18 protein-coding genes are annotated in these 16,444 nt (G+C 63.0%); 13 read left to right on the top strand and 5 right to left on the bottom strand.

Going from position 1 to position 16,444, the window contains the following annotated elements; genetic code table 11:
- Positions 1 to 6: 6 nt before the first annotated feature.
- Positions 7 to 279: a hypothetical protein gene (locus tag AWB77_RS06755; RefSeq protein WP_061133595.1), complete on the bottom strand. Its 273-nt coding sequence runs from the start codon at positions 277 to 279 to the stop codon at positions 7 to 9.
- 155 nt (positions 280 to 434) lie between these two features.
- Here AWB77_RS06755 and AWB77_RS06750 point away from each other — a divergent pair, with 155 nt between their 5' ends.
- The 10 genes from AWB77_RS06750 (at position 435) to AWB77_RS06705 (ending at position 10,470) form a co-directional block, all read left to right on the top strand.
- On the top strand, positions 435 to 1,067 hold the full coding sequence (locus tag AWB77_RS06750; RefSeq protein WP_082852593.1) for a TetR/AcrR family transcriptional regulator: 633 nt from the start codon (positions 435 to 437) through the stop codon (positions 1,065 to 1,067).
- A 112-nt stretch (positions 1,068 to 1,179) separates the two neighbouring features.
- The gene (locus AWB77_RS06745; RefSeq protein WP_061133594.1) at positions 1,180 to 2,517 is read left to right on the top strand and encodes a glycosyltransferase family protein; all 1,338 of its coding nucleotides are present in this window, start codon (positions 1,180 to 1,182) and stop codon (positions 2,515 to 2,517) included.
- A gap of 93 nt (positions 2,518 to 2,610) precedes the next feature.
- Positions 2,611 to 3,696, top strand: a complete 1,086-nt coding sequence (locus AWB77_RS06740; RefSeq protein WP_061133593.1) for an alpha/beta fold hydrolase — start codon at positions 2,611 to 2,613, stop codon at positions 3,694 to 3,696.
- 219 nt (positions 3,697 to 3,915) lie between these two features.
- Positions 3,916 to 4,902 carry a hypothetical protein gene (locus tag AWB77_RS06735; protein ID WP_061133592.1) on the top strand — a complete coding sequence of 329 codons (987 nt, stop codon included), beginning with the start codon at positions 3,916 to 3,918 and terminating at the stop codon, positions 4,900 to 4,902.
- Positions 4,903 to 5,108: 206 nt separating this feature from the next.
- Positions 5,109 to 5,867: a flagellar brake protein gene (locus tag AWB77_RS06730; protein WP_061133591.1), complete on the top strand. Its 759-nt coding sequence runs from the start codon at positions 5,109 to 5,111 to the stop codon at positions 5,865 to 5,867.
- Between the two features lie 77 nt (positions 5,868 to 5,944).
- Complete coding sequence (locus AWB77_RS06725) at positions 5,945 to 6,286, top strand: hypothetical protein (RefSeq protein WP_061133590.1); 342 nt, start codon at positions 5,945 to 5,947, stop codon at positions 6,284 to 6,286.
- Between the two features lie 88 nt (positions 6,287 to 6,374).
- Positions 6,375 to 7,049 carry a MarC family protein gene (locus tag AWB77_RS06720; RefSeq protein WP_061133589.1) on the top strand — a complete coding sequence of 225 codons (675 nt, stop codon included), beginning with the start codon at positions 6,375 to 6,377 and terminating at the stop codon, positions 7,047 to 7,049.
- A gap of 16 nt (positions 7,050 to 7,065) precedes the next feature.
- Entirely contained in the window at positions 7,066 to 8,790 is a 1,725-nt protein-coding gene (araD, locus tag AWB77_RS06715; protein ID WP_061133588.1) for an L-arabinonate dehydratase, read from the top strand.
- 376 nt (positions 8,791 to 9,166) lie between these two features.
- Complete coding sequence (locus tag AWB77_RS37150) at positions 9,167 to 9,820, top strand: PAAR domain-containing protein (RefSeq protein ID WP_341844951.1); 654 nt, start codon at positions 9,167 to 9,169, stop codon at positions 9,818 to 9,820.
- On the top strand, positions 9,820 to 10,470 hold the full coding sequence (locus AWB77_RS06705; RefSeq protein WP_061133586.1) for a M35 family metalloendopeptidase: 651 nt from the start codon (positions 9,820 to 9,822) through the stop codon (positions 10,468 to 10,470). Before AWB77_RS37150 ends, AWB77_RS06705 begins: the two co-directional genes overlap by 1 nt.
- Before the next feature lie 987 nt (positions 10,471 to 11,457).
- On the opposite strand, the gene AWB77_RS06700 is transcribed toward AWB77_RS06705, so the two are convergent.
- Complete coding sequence (locus AWB77_RS06700; RefSeq protein WP_244158460.1) at positions 11,458 to 12,036, bottom strand: histidine phosphatase family protein; 579 nt, start codon at positions 12,034 to 12,036, stop codon at positions 11,458 to 11,460.
- A 58-nt stretch (positions 12,037 to 12,094) separates the two neighbouring features.
- The gene (nudC, locus tag AWB77_RS06695) at positions 12,095 to 13,012 is read right to left on the bottom strand and encodes an NAD(+) diphosphatase (RefSeq protein ID WP_061133712.1); all 918 of its coding nucleotides are present in this window, start codon (positions 13,010 to 13,012) and stop codon (positions 12,095 to 12,097) included.
- Positions 13,013 to 13,136: 124 nt separating this feature from the next.
- Between nudC and AWB77_RS06690 the strand changes: the two genes are divergently transcribed.
- Positions 13,137 to 13,841 carry a glutathione S-transferase family protein gene (locus AWB77_RS06690; RefSeq protein ID WP_061133711.1) on the top strand — a complete coding sequence of 235 codons (705 nt, stop codon included), beginning with the start codon at positions 13,137 to 13,139 and terminating at the stop codon, positions 13,839 to 13,841.
- 3 nt (positions 13,842 to 13,844) lie between these two features.
- On the opposite strand, the gene AWB77_RS06685 is transcribed toward AWB77_RS06690, so the two are convergent.
- Positions 13,845 to 14,552, bottom strand: coding sequence for an MgtC/SapB family protein (locus AWB77_RS06685; protein ID WP_061133710.1), 708 nt, complete (start codon positions 14,550 to 14,552; stop codon positions 13,845 to 13,847).
- A gap of 263 nt (positions 14,553 to 14,815) precedes the next feature.
- Here AWB77_RS06685 and AWB77_RS06680 point away from each other — a divergent pair, with 263 nt between their 5' ends.
- Positions 14,816 to 15,079 (top strand): hypothetical protein, encoded by a 264-nt coding sequence (locus AWB77_RS06680; protein WP_157694756.1) that lies wholly within the window; start codon positions 14,816 to 14,818, stop codon positions 15,077 to 15,079.
- On the opposite strand, the gene AWB77_RS06675 is transcribed toward AWB77_RS06680, so the two are convergent.
- The gene (locus tag AWB77_RS06675; RefSeq protein WP_061133584.1) at positions 15,054 to 15,566 is read right to left on the bottom strand and encodes a response regulator; all 513 of its coding nucleotides are present in this window, start codon (positions 15,564 to 15,566) and stop codon (positions 15,054 to 15,056) included. The genes AWB77_RS06680 and AWB77_RS06675 overlap by 26 nt on opposite strands.
- Positions 15,567 to 15,760: 194 nt before the next feature.
- Here AWB77_RS06675 and AWB77_RS06670 point away from each other — a divergent pair, with 194 nt between their 5' ends.
- Positions 15,761 to 16,420 carry a glutathione S-transferase family protein gene (locus tag AWB77_RS06670; protein WP_061133583.1) on the top strand — a complete coding sequence of 220 codons (660 nt, stop codon included), beginning with the start codon at positions 15,761 to 15,763 and terminating at the stop codon, positions 16,418 to 16,420.
- The last annotated feature ends 24 nt before the right edge of the window (positions 16,421 to 16,444 follow it).

Below are 16,444 nucleotides of genomic sequence, written 5' to 3'. Positions count from 1 at the left end.
CCACGCTTACTTCACCGATGCCGTATCGATGGCGCGCGCGGAATCCGCGGGCAACACTGACGTCAGCACATTGGCCGGCACATGCTGCGCTTCTTCCGTCGACACCGCGCCGACGAATTTCCATCCCGACGGCATCTTCACGAACGTAAAGCCGGTCGGCTGATCGACGAACACCGAATACGGCGCGGGCGATGCCGCGGTCTCCGTAGATTGCGCGAACGACACCAAGGGGCTTGCGAGCAACAACGCTGCGGCAAGCGCGGACAAAGTGGATTTCATGACGAGACTCCTGAAAGACGCGAGATTAATGTAACGATCGACACAGATATTTAAACATCGGCGCGCGACAGCGTCCAGTATGTTTGTTACGATCGACACATAATTCAGAATTGCGTTGCGTGCAGTAATCACAGGCACGCCAGAAGGAGCGAGACATGTCGTCGGAAATGCGCGAAACGCAGCACAAGACGCGCGGACGCCCGCGCACGTTCGACCGCGATGCGGCGCTGCGAAACGCAATGAAAGTGTTCTGGGCGAAGGGCTTCGACACTTGCTCGATGGCCGATCTCGTCGGTGCCATGGGCATCAATTCGCCGAGCCTCTATGCAGCGTTCGGCAGCAAGGAAGACCTGTATCGCGAGGCGGTCGAACTCTACACGGACGCCGAAGGCGGCGCGGCGCTCAGGCTGTTTCAGGCGCATGAATCCGTGCGCGATGGCTTGCGCGCGATGTTCCGCGCGAGCGTCGAGTTGTTCACCGGCTCGCGCACGCCGCGCGGCTGCATGATCTTTCTCGGCGCGATGTCCGTCGGCAACGAGCACGCGAAGCTGCGCGCGGAGATGCAGAAGCGCCGTCGCAAGGTCGCGTCGATCGTCGCGGCGCGGCTCGCGCAAGGCGTCGAACATGGCGAACTCGACGCCCGCACCGATGTAGAGGCGCTCGCCGCGCTGTGCATGACGCTGTTCGCAGGCCTGTCGATTCAGGCGCAGGACGGCGTGCGCCGCGCGGCGCTGTTCGCGGCAATCGACCAGTTCATCGGCACGCTGCCGCTGCGCGCGAAACGCTGAGCGAAACGATCGTGGCTTCCTGAACCCGACGTTGAAACAAACTGTCTGGGCGCTTGCCTGGGCGCCAAGGGCGGGGACAAAATCCCGGACACGCGGCCCAAGGAGCATCGCCATGACGACTCACGTCATCAGTTTTTTCGCCGACGATAGCGCTCGCGCATCATTCGAAAATCATCGCCGCTATTGCGCGCGTCGCGCCTATACGCACGACTATGTCGATACGAGCGCGATCGGCTGGCCGCATCTGCGCATGCTGCTCAAGTATCAGACGCTGCTGCGAAAGCTGCGCGCCTGCGCCGACGGCGATCTCGTACTCTTGTTGACGCAGGATTGCCTGCTGCTGCGCGACGTGCCGTGCGAGACCTTCATGCGCGACGAAAGCCGGGACTGGCTCGTGTCCTATCGAGATGCCAATTGCACGGACGTAATGGCTGCGTTCCAGCTCTGGCGCAACACGGCCGCCGCGCGCGAGCGCGTGGAGCGGCTTTGCGACGGCGCGAAGTTCGGCCGCGCGCTCGCTGACGAAACCGCCTTGCTGAGCGCGCTCGGACCGCAGCCGTTCAACATCAGGATAGAAGGGTACATGCCCGTGTTACTCGCCGCGCTGCATGTGTCGCCGATATGGACGGAATGGCCCGCCTTCGCGATCGCAATCGGCGATCAGCCCGACGCGCCGAATGATCAGCCGGTTTTCGCCGGCCTGCGCGACCTGCTCGCCGAGCACATCAACGATCATCAGGCGCGCGGCCTGCCTTACCTCGTTCTCCCTTTGCCGGACGAAGGCGATGCACGCTACGAGGCGCTAAACCGTCATGCGCCCGTCGCGCTCGCGATGCTCTATACGCCGAACATCCGCGAGTACGGCGCTATCGCCGAGCGCAATCTGCGGCGTTATTGCGAGCGGCACGGCTACGCGCTGCATCTCTATCGCGACGTGCCGCCGGAAGCGGGCGAGTCCACGAGCGGCAACTGGGTCAAGCCGTGGGTGTTGCTGCGTCATCTTCCCGAACACGAATGGGTCCTCTGGATCGACGCGGATGTGCTCATCGCCGATCAGAGCAGGCCGCTCGAACCGCTTCTCGCGCACCGCAATCGGGTGATCGCAACCGACGTGAGCTGGCAGTTCAACTCGGGCATCATGGGCTTTCGCAACACGCCGCAGAATCTCGATGTCCTGTCGGAGATCGATCGCAGCATAGGCGGTATTGCGGATAAATCGTCGACGTATGCGAGCGGCGGCGATCAGGACGTGTTCATCAACGTGCTGCAGCGTCACGGCCTCGCCGGCAACCGCGAACTCTTCGATTGCGTGACGATCAACACGCCGTATCAGTTGCAGTCGCGCGACAGCTTCATGGTCCACTACATGCATATGTGGCCGTCGCTGCGCGCCCTCGCGATGCATCACGGCGATCTCGCGAGCCAGGTGCGCAGCGCGCGCCGTCCTTGACTTTCTAATCCATTACGCGCGAGCATGGAGCGTCGCGCGGGGCTGTCGCGCGCGCATCGATTTTGTACGTAGTCCCTACATACCCATCATCCGATGATGCCGCGCCCGCCCACGCCACGGCAGCACATCCGCCTTTGCACCGCGAGCGACGGCGTGCGCATCGCGTACGCGACATGCGGCGCCGGGCCGCCGCTCATCAAGGCGGCTAACTGGCTCAGTCATCTGGAGCTCGATTTCACGAGCCCGGTCTGGAGCCATCTGATGCTCGAACTGTGCAGCCGTCACACGCTGATTCGCTACGATCAGCGCGGCTGCGGTCTGTCCGATCGCGACGTCGGCGATATTTCCTTCGACGCCTGGCTGCGCGATCTCGAAACCGTCGTCGAGGCGAGCGGGCTCGAACGCTTTCCGCTGCTGGGGATATCGCAGGGCGCGTCGATTGCGGTGGCGTACGCGGTCGCGCATCCCGAACGCGTCACGCATCTCGTGCTGCACGGCGGCTATGCGCGCGGCCGTTTGAAACGTACGTGCGATCCGGCGCAGCACGAAGAAGCCGAAATGCTCGTGAAACTCGCGGAACTCGGCTGGGGCAAGCACAATCCGGCGTTCCGCCAGTTCTTCACGACGCAGTTCATTCCGGGCGGCACGCCGGAACAGCATCACTGGTTCAACGAACTCGAACGCCTGACGACCACGCCGCGCAACGCCGCGCGCATCATGCGCGTGTTCAACGAGATCGACGTGGTCGAACTGCTGCCGCAGGTGCAGTGCCCGACGCTCGTGCTGCACGCGAGCGGCGATGCGCGCGTGCCGTTCGACGAAAGCCGTCTGCTCGCCGGGCAGATTCCCGGCGCGCGCTTCGTGCCGCTCGAAAGCGAGAACCACCTCACGCTCGAATCCGATGCTGCGTGGCAACGCTGGCGCGAGGAAGTGCGCGCGTTCCTGCCATCGGCGCAAGCGAGCGATCCTGCGTTCTCCGCGTTGACGCCGCGCGAGCGCGATATCGTCGAATTGCTCGCGGGAGGGCGCGACAACGCGCAGATCGCCGCGCGCCTTGCGCTGAGCGAAAAGACCGTGCGCAATCACATCACCAGCATCTTCGCGAAGCTCGAAGTCGAGAGTCGCGCGCAGGCGATCGTGCTCGCGCGCCGCGCGGGCTTCGACGCGCCCGCTCCCTGAACGCCGGGACACACGTCCTGCTTCCTGCCCGCCAGATCGAGCTGTCCCGGCCCGCGACCGGGACTTGCGCCTCATGTGCGAAAACGCGCCGCTCTCGACAATGCTTCGCAGAACGGTGACGCGACGCACGACCCAACGCCGACCTGTTCGACGCAAGCGCCTTCATCGGCGCTCGGCCCATCGCAAGTCATCGACGCAGAGTCGTTCCGGAGTCAGCACATGAAAGCCGTTCAGCACGAGTCCCGTTCCCCGAAGATCAGCCCGCAGCAACGTTATGCGAAGTGCATCGAAGTATCGCGCCGTATCCGCTGGGACATCGATCGCGACGTCCTGCGCGGCCGTCACTTCGATCCCGCGCACAAATTCATGCCCGACGGGCTCTCCGAAGTGGACCGGCTGCCGTTCCTGGACGCGCGCGAACGCCGCCTGATGTCGCAGATTCAGGGCCGCACGTACGCGAACATGTTCGGCATGATCGAGCGATTCGTCGGCGCGAAGATGCTCGAAGTCGGCCGCGATCACGCGCTCGGCGATCAGACCGCGCTGGAGGCGATCGTCCGCTTCACCGACGAAGAGCTGAAGCATCAGGAACTGTTCCGGCGCGTCGAGGCGCTCGCCGCGCAGGCGCTGCCGCCCGGTTACCGCTTCGCCGCGCAGGCCGACGAGGTCGCTGCATTCGTGCTCGGCAAATCGACATGGTCGATTCTCGCGCTGACGTGTTGCGTCGAAATCGTCACGCAGGTGCATTACCGGCAGAGCATGGAGAGCGACGCGACGCTGTCGCCGCTTTTCAAGGACATCTTCCTGTTCCACTGGAAGGAGGAGTCGCAGCACGCGATCATCGACGAACTGGAGTGGCTGCGCGAAGACGCCCGTATCGACGACGACACGCGCGACGCGGCGATCGGCGATCTGATCGAACTCGTCGCGGCCATCGACGGCATGATGCAGGCGCAAGCCGCCGCCGATGCACATTACTTCGTCACGCTGCTCGACCGCGCGCTGTCCGCTGACGAAGAAGCGTGCGTGCATGCGGGACTGATCGATGCGTATCGCTGGCAGTACATCATTTCCGGCGTCGACGAACCGCGCTTCGGCCAGATTCTGTCGGGCATGATCAGCGAAGCGCAGGGCGAACGCCTCGGCGCGGCGCTCGCGCCGATCCGCCGCCGCGCGCTCGCAAGCGAGCTGGATGCGCTCGCGTAAAGCCCAGGAGAGAAGCCGGCGACGGATGTCCGGCTTTTCTCATTTTCGAAAGGAATACGTAAGACAAAGCGTTTGCTGCTCTGCAAAACGCTGAATTACCGTGAAAATCTAGTCGTTACCGACGTACCGAAGCCGATTTGTTTCGGGCAACATGAGCGAACCTGGTAGCCGCCGCTCGCTGTCCCAACTGAACAGATTGGACCATCATGCTCGCCGAACCGTTGCCGCACGCATCCGACATCGAAAAATTCGCGGAAGATCATGAGCGCTTCGCGCGGCACACGCCATCGGAGATATCGATCGTTCTGCGCAGTCTCGTGCAACGGCGCGACATGCTGACGGTGACGAGCGGACACGGCCAGATCGTCACGCAATTGCTGGAAATCGACGTGCGCGAGGCGCGCATCGTGTTCGACTGGGGCGGCGTCGAGTCGGACAATCGCGCGCTGCTCGCGGCGCCGCAGTTGTATTTCAAGGGCGCGCCGGACGGCGTGCGCGTCGAATTCACGACGCCCGCCGCGCATGCCGTGACCTACGAAGGCCGGCAAGCGTTCGAAGTATCTTTCCCCGACAAGCTCTATCACTTCCAGCGGCGCGAGTTCTTTCGCGTGCCGGCGCCGATTCTCGAACCGTTCTACGCGAAGGGCGCATTCGCCGACGGCGAGCCGTTCCGCTACGAAGTGCACGATCTGTCGCTCGGCGGCATCGCGCTGCGCATGGACACGCCGCGTCTCTCGGAAACCGCGCCCGGCACGCTCTTCGACGACGTCGTGCTCCATCTCGGTCCGGGCGCGGCGCTGCCCGTCGATCTCGAACTCGTGTCGCCGCGCTCGGTGACGACGCCGCGCGGCGACGTGCGCTATGTCGTCGGCTTTCGCTTCGTGCGGCTGTCGGGCGCGGCGGAGAATGTGCTGCAACGCCTCATCACGCGTATCGAGGCGAAGCGCCGCAGCCTGTCTGCGTGAGCGGGCGAGAGGGCGAGAGGGCGCGAGGGCGGGCGCGTGGAGTAAAATGCGTGCCTCCTTTCACCGCACGACGACGCATGTTGCGCAAGGCCTGGCGCGGAGAAGAACGCTTCTGGAAAGTCTGGTGGCTGTTGGGCGTGCCGATCCACGTGGCGTGGTGGTTCGTCTACCTCGACCTCTGGACGAGCGGCGTCGCTCCCGAATCATTTCTGCTGATCACCGTCTGGTTCTGGCCCGGCATGCTGGGCGTATTCGCCGTGTGCGCGGCGCTGTATCTGCTGTGGTGCGCGCTCGCGTGGCGCTGCTCGGGCAACGTCGATCGCCGCGTGTGGACGCTCATCGCGCGCGTGCTGATCGGCGTCGGGCTCGGATCGTTTCTGACCGAGTGCACGCTGATCCTCGCCGCGCCGTTCGTCTGACCACGATGTAAATTCGCGCACGCGCGCCGAGTTGGCTGCACAATGTCCGGGCTTGCAGCACGCCTTTGACGAACGGACAACGACGCGCATGCTCAACGAATTCGCCAAGACGGTTCTCGTGATCGTCGCCGGACTCTTCCCGATCATCAATCCGCCCGCGACGGCGCTCGTCGTGCTGAGCATGCTGCCGCATATCGGCGACGCCGATCGCGCGGAGCTTGCCCGGCGCATCTGCATCAACAGTTTCGTGATTCTGCTGGCGTCGCTGTCGATCGGCGCGTACGTGCTGTCGTTCTTCGGCATTTCGATTCCGGTGCTGCGCGTGGCGGGCGGTCTCGTTGTCGCGATGGCGGGCTGGAGCCTCCTCCAGACGCCGGATGACGACGACGGCGCCGACGGCGTCGATGCCGCGCCCAGACCGCGCGGCGGCGCGTCGCTGCGCGCGAAGGCGTTCTATCCGCTGACGTTGCCGATCACCGTCGGGCCGGGCGCGATCGCGGTCGCCATCGCGCTCGGCACGGGGTCGCCGCGTCAGGGACTGCAGCCGGTGCATCTCGCTGGCGTGGGCGTCGGGCTCGTCATCCTGTGCGCGAGCATTTATCTGTGCGTGCGCTTCGCGGGCCATCTGGAGCGCCTGCTCGGCGCGGTCGGCACGCAGGTCGCGATGCGCCTTTTCGCCTTCATCATCTTCTGCATCGGCGTGCAGATTCTGTGGCTGGGGCTAGCCGAACTGATTGCATCGGTGCGGCTGAACATCAAGTAGAACGAGGGGACATCGTTTGACTTCGAATCGCAAGAAGCCGGAAGAACTGCGCAGCCATAGCTGGTACGGCGTGAACGATCTGCGCTCGTTCGGTCATCGGTCGCGCACGGCGCAGATGGGCTATCACCCGTCGGATTACATGGGCAAGCCGGTGATCGCCGTCATCAACACGTGGAGCGAGATCAACCCGTGCCACACGCATTTCAGACAGCGCGTGGAGGACGTGAAGCGCGGCGTGTGGCAGGCGGGCGGCTTTCCCGTCGAAATGCCGGTGATGACGCTCGCGGAGCCGTTCCAGAAGCCGACGACCATGCTTTATCGCAATTTTCTTGCGATGGAAGTCGAGGAAGTGCTGCGCTCGTATCCGTTCGACGGCTGCGTGCTGATGGGCGGTTGCGACAAGACCACGCCCGCGCTGCTGATGGGCGCGATCAGCATGAATCTGCCCGCGATCTATCTTCCCGCCGGCCCGATGCTGCGCGGCGACTGGAACGGCCGCACGCTCGGCTCGGGCTCGGACACATGGAAGTATTGGGCGGAACTGCGCGCGGGCAAGATCGGCGAGGACGAGTGGAAGGGCGTGGAAAGCGGGATCGCGCGCTCGGCCGGCCATTGCATGACGATGGGCACCGCATCGACGATGACGAGCGCCGCCGAAGCGCTCGGCCTGACGCTGCCTGGCTTCGCGTCGATTCCGGCGGTGGATTCGCGGCACGCGCAATATGCGTCGCTGACGGGGCAGCGCATAGTCGAGATGGTGTGGACGGACTTGAAGCCGTCGGACATTCTGACGCCGAAATCCTTCGATAACGCCGTGACGACCGTGCTGGCGCTGTCCGGCTCGACGAACGCCATCGTGCATCTCGTCGCAATTGCGCGCCGCGCGGGCGTGCCGCTCACGACCGCGCGCTTCGACGCGCTCGCGCGTGTGACGCCGGTGATCGGCAATATCCGCCCGGCGGGCAAGTATCTGATGGAGGACTTCTTCTATGCGGGCGGCCTGCGTGCGCTGCTCGCGGAACTCGGCGATTTGATCGATGGAACTCAGCTCACCGTCAATGGCGCGACGCTCGGCGAGAACATCGCGGGCGCGCGGATTTTCGATGAAGACGTGATTCGCCGTCGCGACAATCCGCTGGTTGCGAGCGACGGCCTTGCCGTGCTGACGGGCAATCTCGCGCCGGATGGCGCGGTCATCAAGCCGGCGGCGATGGAAGCGCATTTGCTGAAGCATCGCGGGCGGGCGGTCGTGTTCAGGGATCACGCCGACATGACCGCGCGCATCGACGATGAAGCGCTCGATGTCACCGCGGATTCGGTGATCGTGTTGCAGCACGCGGGTCCGGTCGGCGCGCCGGGCATGCCGGAGTGGGGCCAGTTGCCGATCCCGCGGAAGCTCTTGAGGCAGGGCGTGCGCGATATGGTCCGTATCTCCGATGCGCGCATGAGCGGCACGAGTTATGGCGCTTGCGTGCTGCATGTGGCGCCGGAATCGTTCGTTGGCGGCCCGCTCGCGCTGGTGAGGGATGGCGATATCGTCGAGTTGGATGTGGCGGCGCGGCGATTGCATCTCGATGTCGATGAGGCGGAGCTTGATGCGCGGAGAGCGGCGTGGACGGCGCCCACGCGGCCGTTCGAGCGCGGGTTCGGTGTGATGCATCAGTTGCATGTGATGCAGGCGGATAAGGGGTGTGATTTTGATTTTCTTGAGAGGGGGGATGATGGGGGTGGGGGGCGTTAGGTGTGGGGGGCGGGGAGGTCCGTTTTGCTTTTGGTTTATAGGTACTGCACCTGTGCGGGGCGGCAGTCACGTTCTTTGCTGCTGCAAAGGAAAGTGACCAGAGGAAGCAGCTTTTTTACGCCTGCAGTCACACTCAGTTTGAGTAGTCCTCTCGTCCCCGGCGGCACTCGCCTGAAGAGTGCCCTCACAAATCCTATCGTGCCTGGAACGCGCACGATCGACTAGCTAGTCGTTTGATGACGCGGGTTCGGCACCGAATGGTTCCGGCACAGCGCTACGTGCCGCCGTTGGGTATGTGTGGGAAACCCACTGGAAGCGAATGAGTGAACGAAGACACAAATGACGACGCCGGTTATGCCGAGTGCGAGTTTCAGGCATGCCACGGCGTCAAAGTTTGTGGATTTTGATTTTGCTTGCCGGTGTTTCGTTGCACTTCCTCAATGCCCTCGTATGCTATCGGCACCATTCATTCGAATGGCGACTTTCGCTGACTTTAGATAGCATGACTGACAGACTTGTTGCAAAAGGGGATTGGACGACCACGAGGGGCCGTGTTCTAGGTGGATCCTCTTCCTTCTACGCCTCCAACGGCCAAACACTCGCTCGCCGTAATGATCTTGCAACGTGCGGGGACTGCAAAGGTGCTTTTCCCATCTTGGGGACAGCGGATACGTGGCTCGATGAGGGGTTACCAACGGTCAAGCACATGGACCGAGTCTTGTGCCCGTGCGGACAGAACCGCGTGCTTTCGGGAAACCGGGAGTTTCTCTTCACGAGCAGCGGCGCACCTAAAGAAAGCGCAACACCGATGGCGTCGTTTGCAAGTTCGGCGGCATCCAAGTCCGTGTTCGATGAAACGTACGTCCTTCGCGACAGATCGAGCGGCCGACCGCTTGCCAACATGCCTTATCGCTTGGTCAGCACCAGCGGAATCGTCGTGCAGGGCGTTACCGACCAAGCTGGACGGACGCAACGCATCGAGACCAGCGCGGCCGAGGAAATCACGGTCGAGATCGAGGAAGCGTTGTAATGGCAGGAGAATTCTTCAACGTCCATTCTTCGATGACCAACACGGTCGAGGGTTCGTCTGTTGATGTGTTCGTCAATACGGAGCGCATCTGCCCAAACATGACGAATGCAGAATTCCGGAACGCCTTTGCCGATGCACAAGCGGAAGCCATCGCGAAGATTGAAGTTCGGCTAGAAGCCTTGAACGCGTGGCGCGCCGGCGAGAAGAATCGAGTATTCCAATGGTTCGGCCGCAGTGACCAGCATATGCGCGAACATTTGCTCGCTGGTCTAGGACGGGTGCTCGAGGTCGTGCGTCGATTCGGACCCGAGAACGTTGTTCGCACCGACAGCGAAGCAGACAAGGCGACTGGATGCCTGCCCAACCCGCGTGGCCTGGATGCTGAAGCTGCGCACGTATGCGCCCCTGACACAGCAACTCATACAATCGCTATTAGCCTCGGTTTCTGCACAATGAGGCCAAGAAGCGGCGGTGGCGATTCACGCGTCTCGACCATAATTCATGAGGCTAGCCATTTTCTCGATACCATGGCGACGGAAGATCCCAAGTACGGCATCGTTCCAATGCTTAAAACCTGGGGCCAGGCGCACCCAGAACTTGCGATAAAAAATGCCGATAGCGTGGCGGGTTATTGTGTTTATTCGGATTAGAAAAATATTAGCGTTTGCGGCTTTGGCTTGGTGCACGCAATCAGTTGCTTGCGACGGTTCTCAGAATCGGCCGGGAAAGCAGATCGACGTGCAATTCCAAAAGAACTCGATCGATCTCACGGGAGCGGAGCTCTCGCGATTGTCCGCGTGGGCGGCCGATATGCGGCAGTTCCGATTTACAGACGGTATCCTCGTAAGGGGGTTGGCAGAACCGTCGGAAACGAAGCCGCGCGAGCTCTCGGAAAAGCGTGCCGCAAAAGTGTGGGTCGCGTTGCAGCAGTTCGGGCTACATAGCACAAGCTTATCGGTGTACGGGCGAGTCTATGAAGAGAGTAAGCCAAGGAGCTTCTCTGAACCGGGAGGGCGGCGAGTCGAAGTGACATATATACCAGGATGTCCGAACAACTGTTGCACGCCTTGATTCGCGTTCAGGTGACGCTCGTCTAAGGAGTGCCCTCGTAGAACCGAACGAGATTGGATCGCGCACGGTCCGCCCAGGTAGTCATCTCACAGGTTGTTAAAACGGCGGAAATTCTGCGGCTGGCGGTTTGAGTGGCGATGCAGAAGGTCGCTCATGCCCACAGCAAGTAAGTGGCCCACGCAGAAACCACGGAGCGCGAACCGCAAGGGCTCGTAGAGGCGCGTTGAATCGCAGGAAAGCAGTTGGTCGCACAACTCGGCCTCCTCAGGGCAGAAGTTAAACGGATATGCAAAACTGTGAACGGACCCGCTGACGGACGAAAAGCGGGTTGACGTCGCATTCATTTCCGACTGCCTTAACGTTCGTTGCCGAGCCGACGCGAACCTTCCCAATCACTAGCACGATGGCAGCCTGCAAGAACGCGCCGCGGCTTCGCCTTTCGATGTCTCCCGCTTCGTAACGCAAGCCGCAGGCTGCTGGCGACGAATGCGCGTTCGGGCACGGTGACGCGCCGCCTCGCTCGCATCTACAAACGATCGGCGCATCCCCTGCGCCGATCCCCCATCTCACCCCACCAGATTCCACTTAACAATCGCCCTCACCTCCCGCTCGAACCCGAGCACACTCATCGCCGCCGTATCCATCACCAGATGCGCCCCAAGCCCGGGCGCCCCCGTCGCCCATTGCGCACCGAACACCCGCGAAAAATGCGCGTGCGAAAAAAGCGCGATATTCATCGCCTTCGTATCGAGCAGCTTGTCGATGAGCGCCTGCGCCCGCCTGCCGACATCCGCGAGATTCTCGCCTTCCGGAATCGGCGATGTCCACACCGACCAGTCCGGCACCTCCGCACGAATATCCGCCGTCTTGCGCCCCTCGTAGATGCCGTAGTTCCACTCGTGCAGCTCGGGCTCCACCTGCGCGCGATCGCCCAGACCCGCAAGCCGGCATGTCTCGATTGCACGTCCCATCGGGCTCGTCAGCACGAGATCGAACGTCTGCGATGCAAGCACCGGCGCAAGCGCGGCCGCCTGCTTGCGGCCATCGTCGGTGAGCGGGATATCCGTCGTGCCCGTGTGCTGGCCCGACTTGCTCCACTCCGTTTCGCCATGCCGGATCAGCCAGATATGGACGCCGCCTTTCATGTTCATGTCGTTCACCCGGTGTATGAGGATTGATGCGATGCCCGCGCCCGCGTGGCGCTCAGTCCAGTTCGTTCATCGCGAACGCCTTCAGCAGATGATGCGCGATCGCAAACGGCTTCGGCGCAGAAAGGCCGTTCTCGTGCGTGCCGTCGAGCATCGCGCCGACCTCCGCTCGCGTGAACCAGCGCGCGTCTTCGAGCTCGTTCCTGTCGACGACGATCCCGGTCGACGCCGCGCGCGCGAAGCAGCCGATCATCAGCGACGACGGAAACGGCCACGGCTGGGACGCGTAATAACGCACGTCCGTACAACGAATGCCCGCTTCCTCCAGCACCTCGCGATACACCGCATGCTCGAAGGTCTCGCCCGGTTCGACGAAGCCCGCCAGCGCCGAATACATGCCAGGCAGAAATTGCGGCTGTCGTCCGAGCAGACATCGCTCGCCATCGGTCACGAGCATGATGACCACCGGATCGACACGCGGAAAATGCTGCGCCTTGCAGTTCGGACAGATGCGCCGCCAGCCCGCGCCCGCCGAATCGGTCGACTGGCCGCAGTTCGCGCAAAAGCGATGACGCCGATGCCAGTCGAGCATCGAACGCGCTTCGCCCAGCGCGCTCACGAGCGGCGGCGGCACGAGACCCTGCATCGCGACAGGGCGCAGTTCGACGGCTTCGACATCGTGCAACGCCTGCGCGCCTTCGTCGAACGATGCGGCGAAGAGCGCGCGCCGGTCCGCGTCGCGGCCGAGAAAAACGGTTTGCAAGGGCGTGCCGAGCGTCTGCGCTTCCTGCGCGCCGAAAAGTGGATCGTGCCCGGATGCGCGCTTGAAAAGCGGCACGTTGTTCACGAAGAGCAGAAAGCGCGTTGCGGGATCGGCGCGCAGCGCGTGGACGAAGCTTTCGTCATCGCGCTTTTCCGACACGCGATCGAGCGGATCGAGTGTAAAACCGATGGCATGAGGCGGCGTGGGCATAGTATTTTTCGTGTGTGGCGGCGCGCGCCTCGTCGGCGGCGCCACGTGACGGGAAGATGCAAGGCCAGTCGCAAATCGTAGCGAAGTTGGCGCGTCCTTGCAGGGCGGCGCCCCGGAGACGTCGATGATCACGCTCTACTCGTATCCTCGGTTGTTCGGCCTCGAAGACAACAACCCGTTCGGACTGAAGGTCTTCGCGTTCCTGCGGCTCGCGGGCGTTCCATTCGAGCATCGTCATGTGCTCGATACGAGCGCCGCGCCGCGCGGTCAGCTTCCGTATCTCGTCGACGGCGATGAAACCATCGGCGATAGCGATACGATCATCGCGCATCTGAAAAGCCGCCACGCAATCACGCTGGACGACGCGCTGACTTCCGCCCAGCGCGATCTCGACCTGCTGATCCGCCGCACGCTCGACGATCTTTACTGGGTGATGTCCTACTCGCGCTGGCGCGACGACCGCTACTGGCCGCAATTTCGCGATGCGCTCCTCGCGCAGCTCCCGGACATCGGCGGGCAGGCGCTGGAAGGCGCGCGTCAGTACAACTTCGAGCGCTATCGCTATCAAGGCATCGGCCGATACGAACCGGACGCCGCCTACGCGCGCGGCATCGCGAGTCTCGGCGCGCTCGCAAATCTGCTCGGCGACGGCCCGTTCATGTTCGGCGATGCGCCCGCAAGCACCGATGCCGCGCTGTACGGGTTCGTCGCGAACATCTGGTTCTACGACATCGATACGCCGTTGAAGGCATTCGTCGCGACGCGCAAAAATCTGATCGCGCATTGCGCTGCGTTGCGCGAACGGATGGGGCAGCGCGCGGCGCCGTAAATCTCACTCCGGCGCCGTCTCCACTTCCTTGCCCGCCCAACTGATGCTCGACACGCCGCGCTCCATGCTCATCCGGCTCGCCATGCGTTCGAGCTTCGCCTGATCCTTCGGATGCATGCGCACCGTCGCCGTCACCTTGATGCGCGGCGGCTCGCCGTCGACGTCCTCGCTCGTCAGGCTCTGGAAGGAAAGCGGTTGCGTGTCCATTGCGTTCGACAGCAGCGTGCGGATGTGGATCTCGTCCTCCTGCCGGCCGATCACCGTCAGCACGTATTCGCGCACGATATCCGCGCTCGATACCGGCGTCGCGTTGATGAGACGGCTCAGCTCCCGCAGCAGCGTGTTGGTCGCGAGCACGACGCCCGTGCCCGCGATCGCGGGACCGTAATGCCCGGTGCCGCATAGCACGCCGACGGCCGCCGAACACCATAGCGTCGCCGCCGTGTTGATGCCTTGAATCGAGCCCTTGTCCCGCATGATGACGCCGCCGCCGAGAAAGCCGACGCCCGACACGACATACGCGGCGATCTGCGTGACCCCCGCGACGCCGTTGCCCGTCAGCATGCCGAGCGTGACGAAGAGACACGCGCCGCTCGCGACGAGCGTGATGGTGCGCAATCCCGCCGTGCGCTGGCGCAACTGCCGTTCGAGACCGATGGCGACGCCGCACGCGAACGCAGCGAAAAGACGCAAGGCGAAATCGAGGCTCATCGGCGGGTAAGCGATATCGTTTTTCGGAAACAAACCCGAAAGAATCGCATCGGCAGATGTCGCCATCGTGAAACGTAAATCGGAATTCTCTAGTGGCCCGCATCGGACGGACACACCTAGAGTGGGTTCTCTACTAATCCGAATGGAGAGAGACCTTGGAATCCAAAATGAACGTTTCATTCAATGAGAAAGGGCACGCAGTCGTCACGTATTCCATGCCGTTGAGCGACTATTGCATACAGCGGGCAAAGACCTTGCGCGCAATGGTGCAGGTCGTCAGCAGCCTAAAAGGCACGGGAACAGGAACGGAAGAGAGCGCCGCGCTCGTCAAGCCGCTGATGGATCTGATCCGTATGCACGTCGACGAACTCGAGCCGCTTTTCAGATCGCTCGATCAACGCGCTTACGAGAAGGGATTCGAGGACGGGCGGGACGTCGGCTTTCCAAAGGCAAAGAATCCCATCGAATTCACCAAGGCACCCGCCAGCGACGCCACCGCGCTCAGATCCGCGCGAGGAACTGCCTAACGCTCATGCGCACGAGGTCGTAGTCGGGCGACGCATCGAACCAAGCCGGCGCGGCGGCGGCGTCGCAACACGCCGCGATGCGCGGTGAGACGATCTCCGTCGCGCCGGATATCACGCGCTCGCACACGCGCTCGAACGCACGCGCCTCTTCGCGCATGCTCACGAGACCCGCCGCGCCCGCGCGCTGCATGTCGGCGAGCACGTGGGCATCGGTCGAATCGGTGAAAGCGACGATAGGCGTCTGCGGATACGCGTCGCGCAGGGCGCGCAGCAACGCGAAGTCGTCCGCTTGCGCGCCTTCCATGCCGCCGCTCAGTACGATCAGGTCGTAGCGCGCGATCTTGAGCCGCGCGAGCAGTTGATCGGTGCTTCTGACACAAAGAGACACGCTAAAGCGCTCGTGCGACTCGAACCAGCTCTGAAGTCCATACAGGACGACGGGGCGATCGTCTGCGACGACGATTTTGATCTTGTTTTCTCGGTTCATAACCTCTGGCCGGCCTCGCGGACATTGTGAGGGGCGCCGTGCCTACGCCGCCCAAAAATCGCGCAAGTTAGCAAATCGACAGACCTTACGCTGCGCCGCACAACAAAATTTTTCGGATCGCTGTCGATTGCCACGCTTTTCGTTCGTCGAGCAAATAACCGGCGCCTCGAGTCGGACGACAAGGAGACTGTCAGATGAGCCTGCAACTCTACGCCCACCCGTTTTCCTCTTACTGTCAGAAAGTTCTCGTCGCGCTCTACGAGAACGGCACGCCGTTCGAATGGCGCGCGCTCACGCCCGAAACGCCGCACGCGATGGCCGAACTCATCGAGATCTGGCCGATGAAGCGCTTTCCCGTGCTCGTCGACGATGGCCGGCCGGTGATCGAATCCACGGTCATCATCGAGCATCTCGGGCTGCATCATCCGGGCCCGGTGCGCCTCGTTCCTGACGATCCGCGCGCCGCGCTCGAAACGCGCTGGATGGACCGCTTCTTCGACAACTACGTGGCCACGCCGCAGCAGAAAATCGTCTTCGACGCAATGCGCGAGCAGCACGAACGCGATGCGCGCGGCGTCGCCGATGCCCGCGAGATGCTCGATACGTCCTACGCGTTTCTCGAGCGCAAGATGGCCACGCGCCAGTGGGCGGCGGGCGACGCGTTCAGCCTGGCCGACTGCGCCGCCGCGCCGTTCCTGTTCTATGCGGACTGGTGTCATCGCATCGGGGACGCGTATCCGAACGTGATCGCGTACCGCAGGCGGCTGCTCGCGCGGCCTTCGTTCGCGCGCGCGGTCGACGAGGCACGGCCGTATCGGCCGCTCTTTCCGCTCGGCGCGCCGGATCGCGATTGAGCACGCCACCGCCAAAGGAGATCG

Source organism: Caballeronia fortuita, assembly GCF_001544835.2.
Lineage (GTDB): Bacteria > Pseudomonadota > Gammaproteobacteria > Burkholderiales > Burkholderiaceae > Caballeronia > Caballeronia fortuita.
The sequence above is the reverse complement of the archived record's forward strand: the minus strand, read 5'-3'. Positions and strand labels throughout refer to the sequence as shown.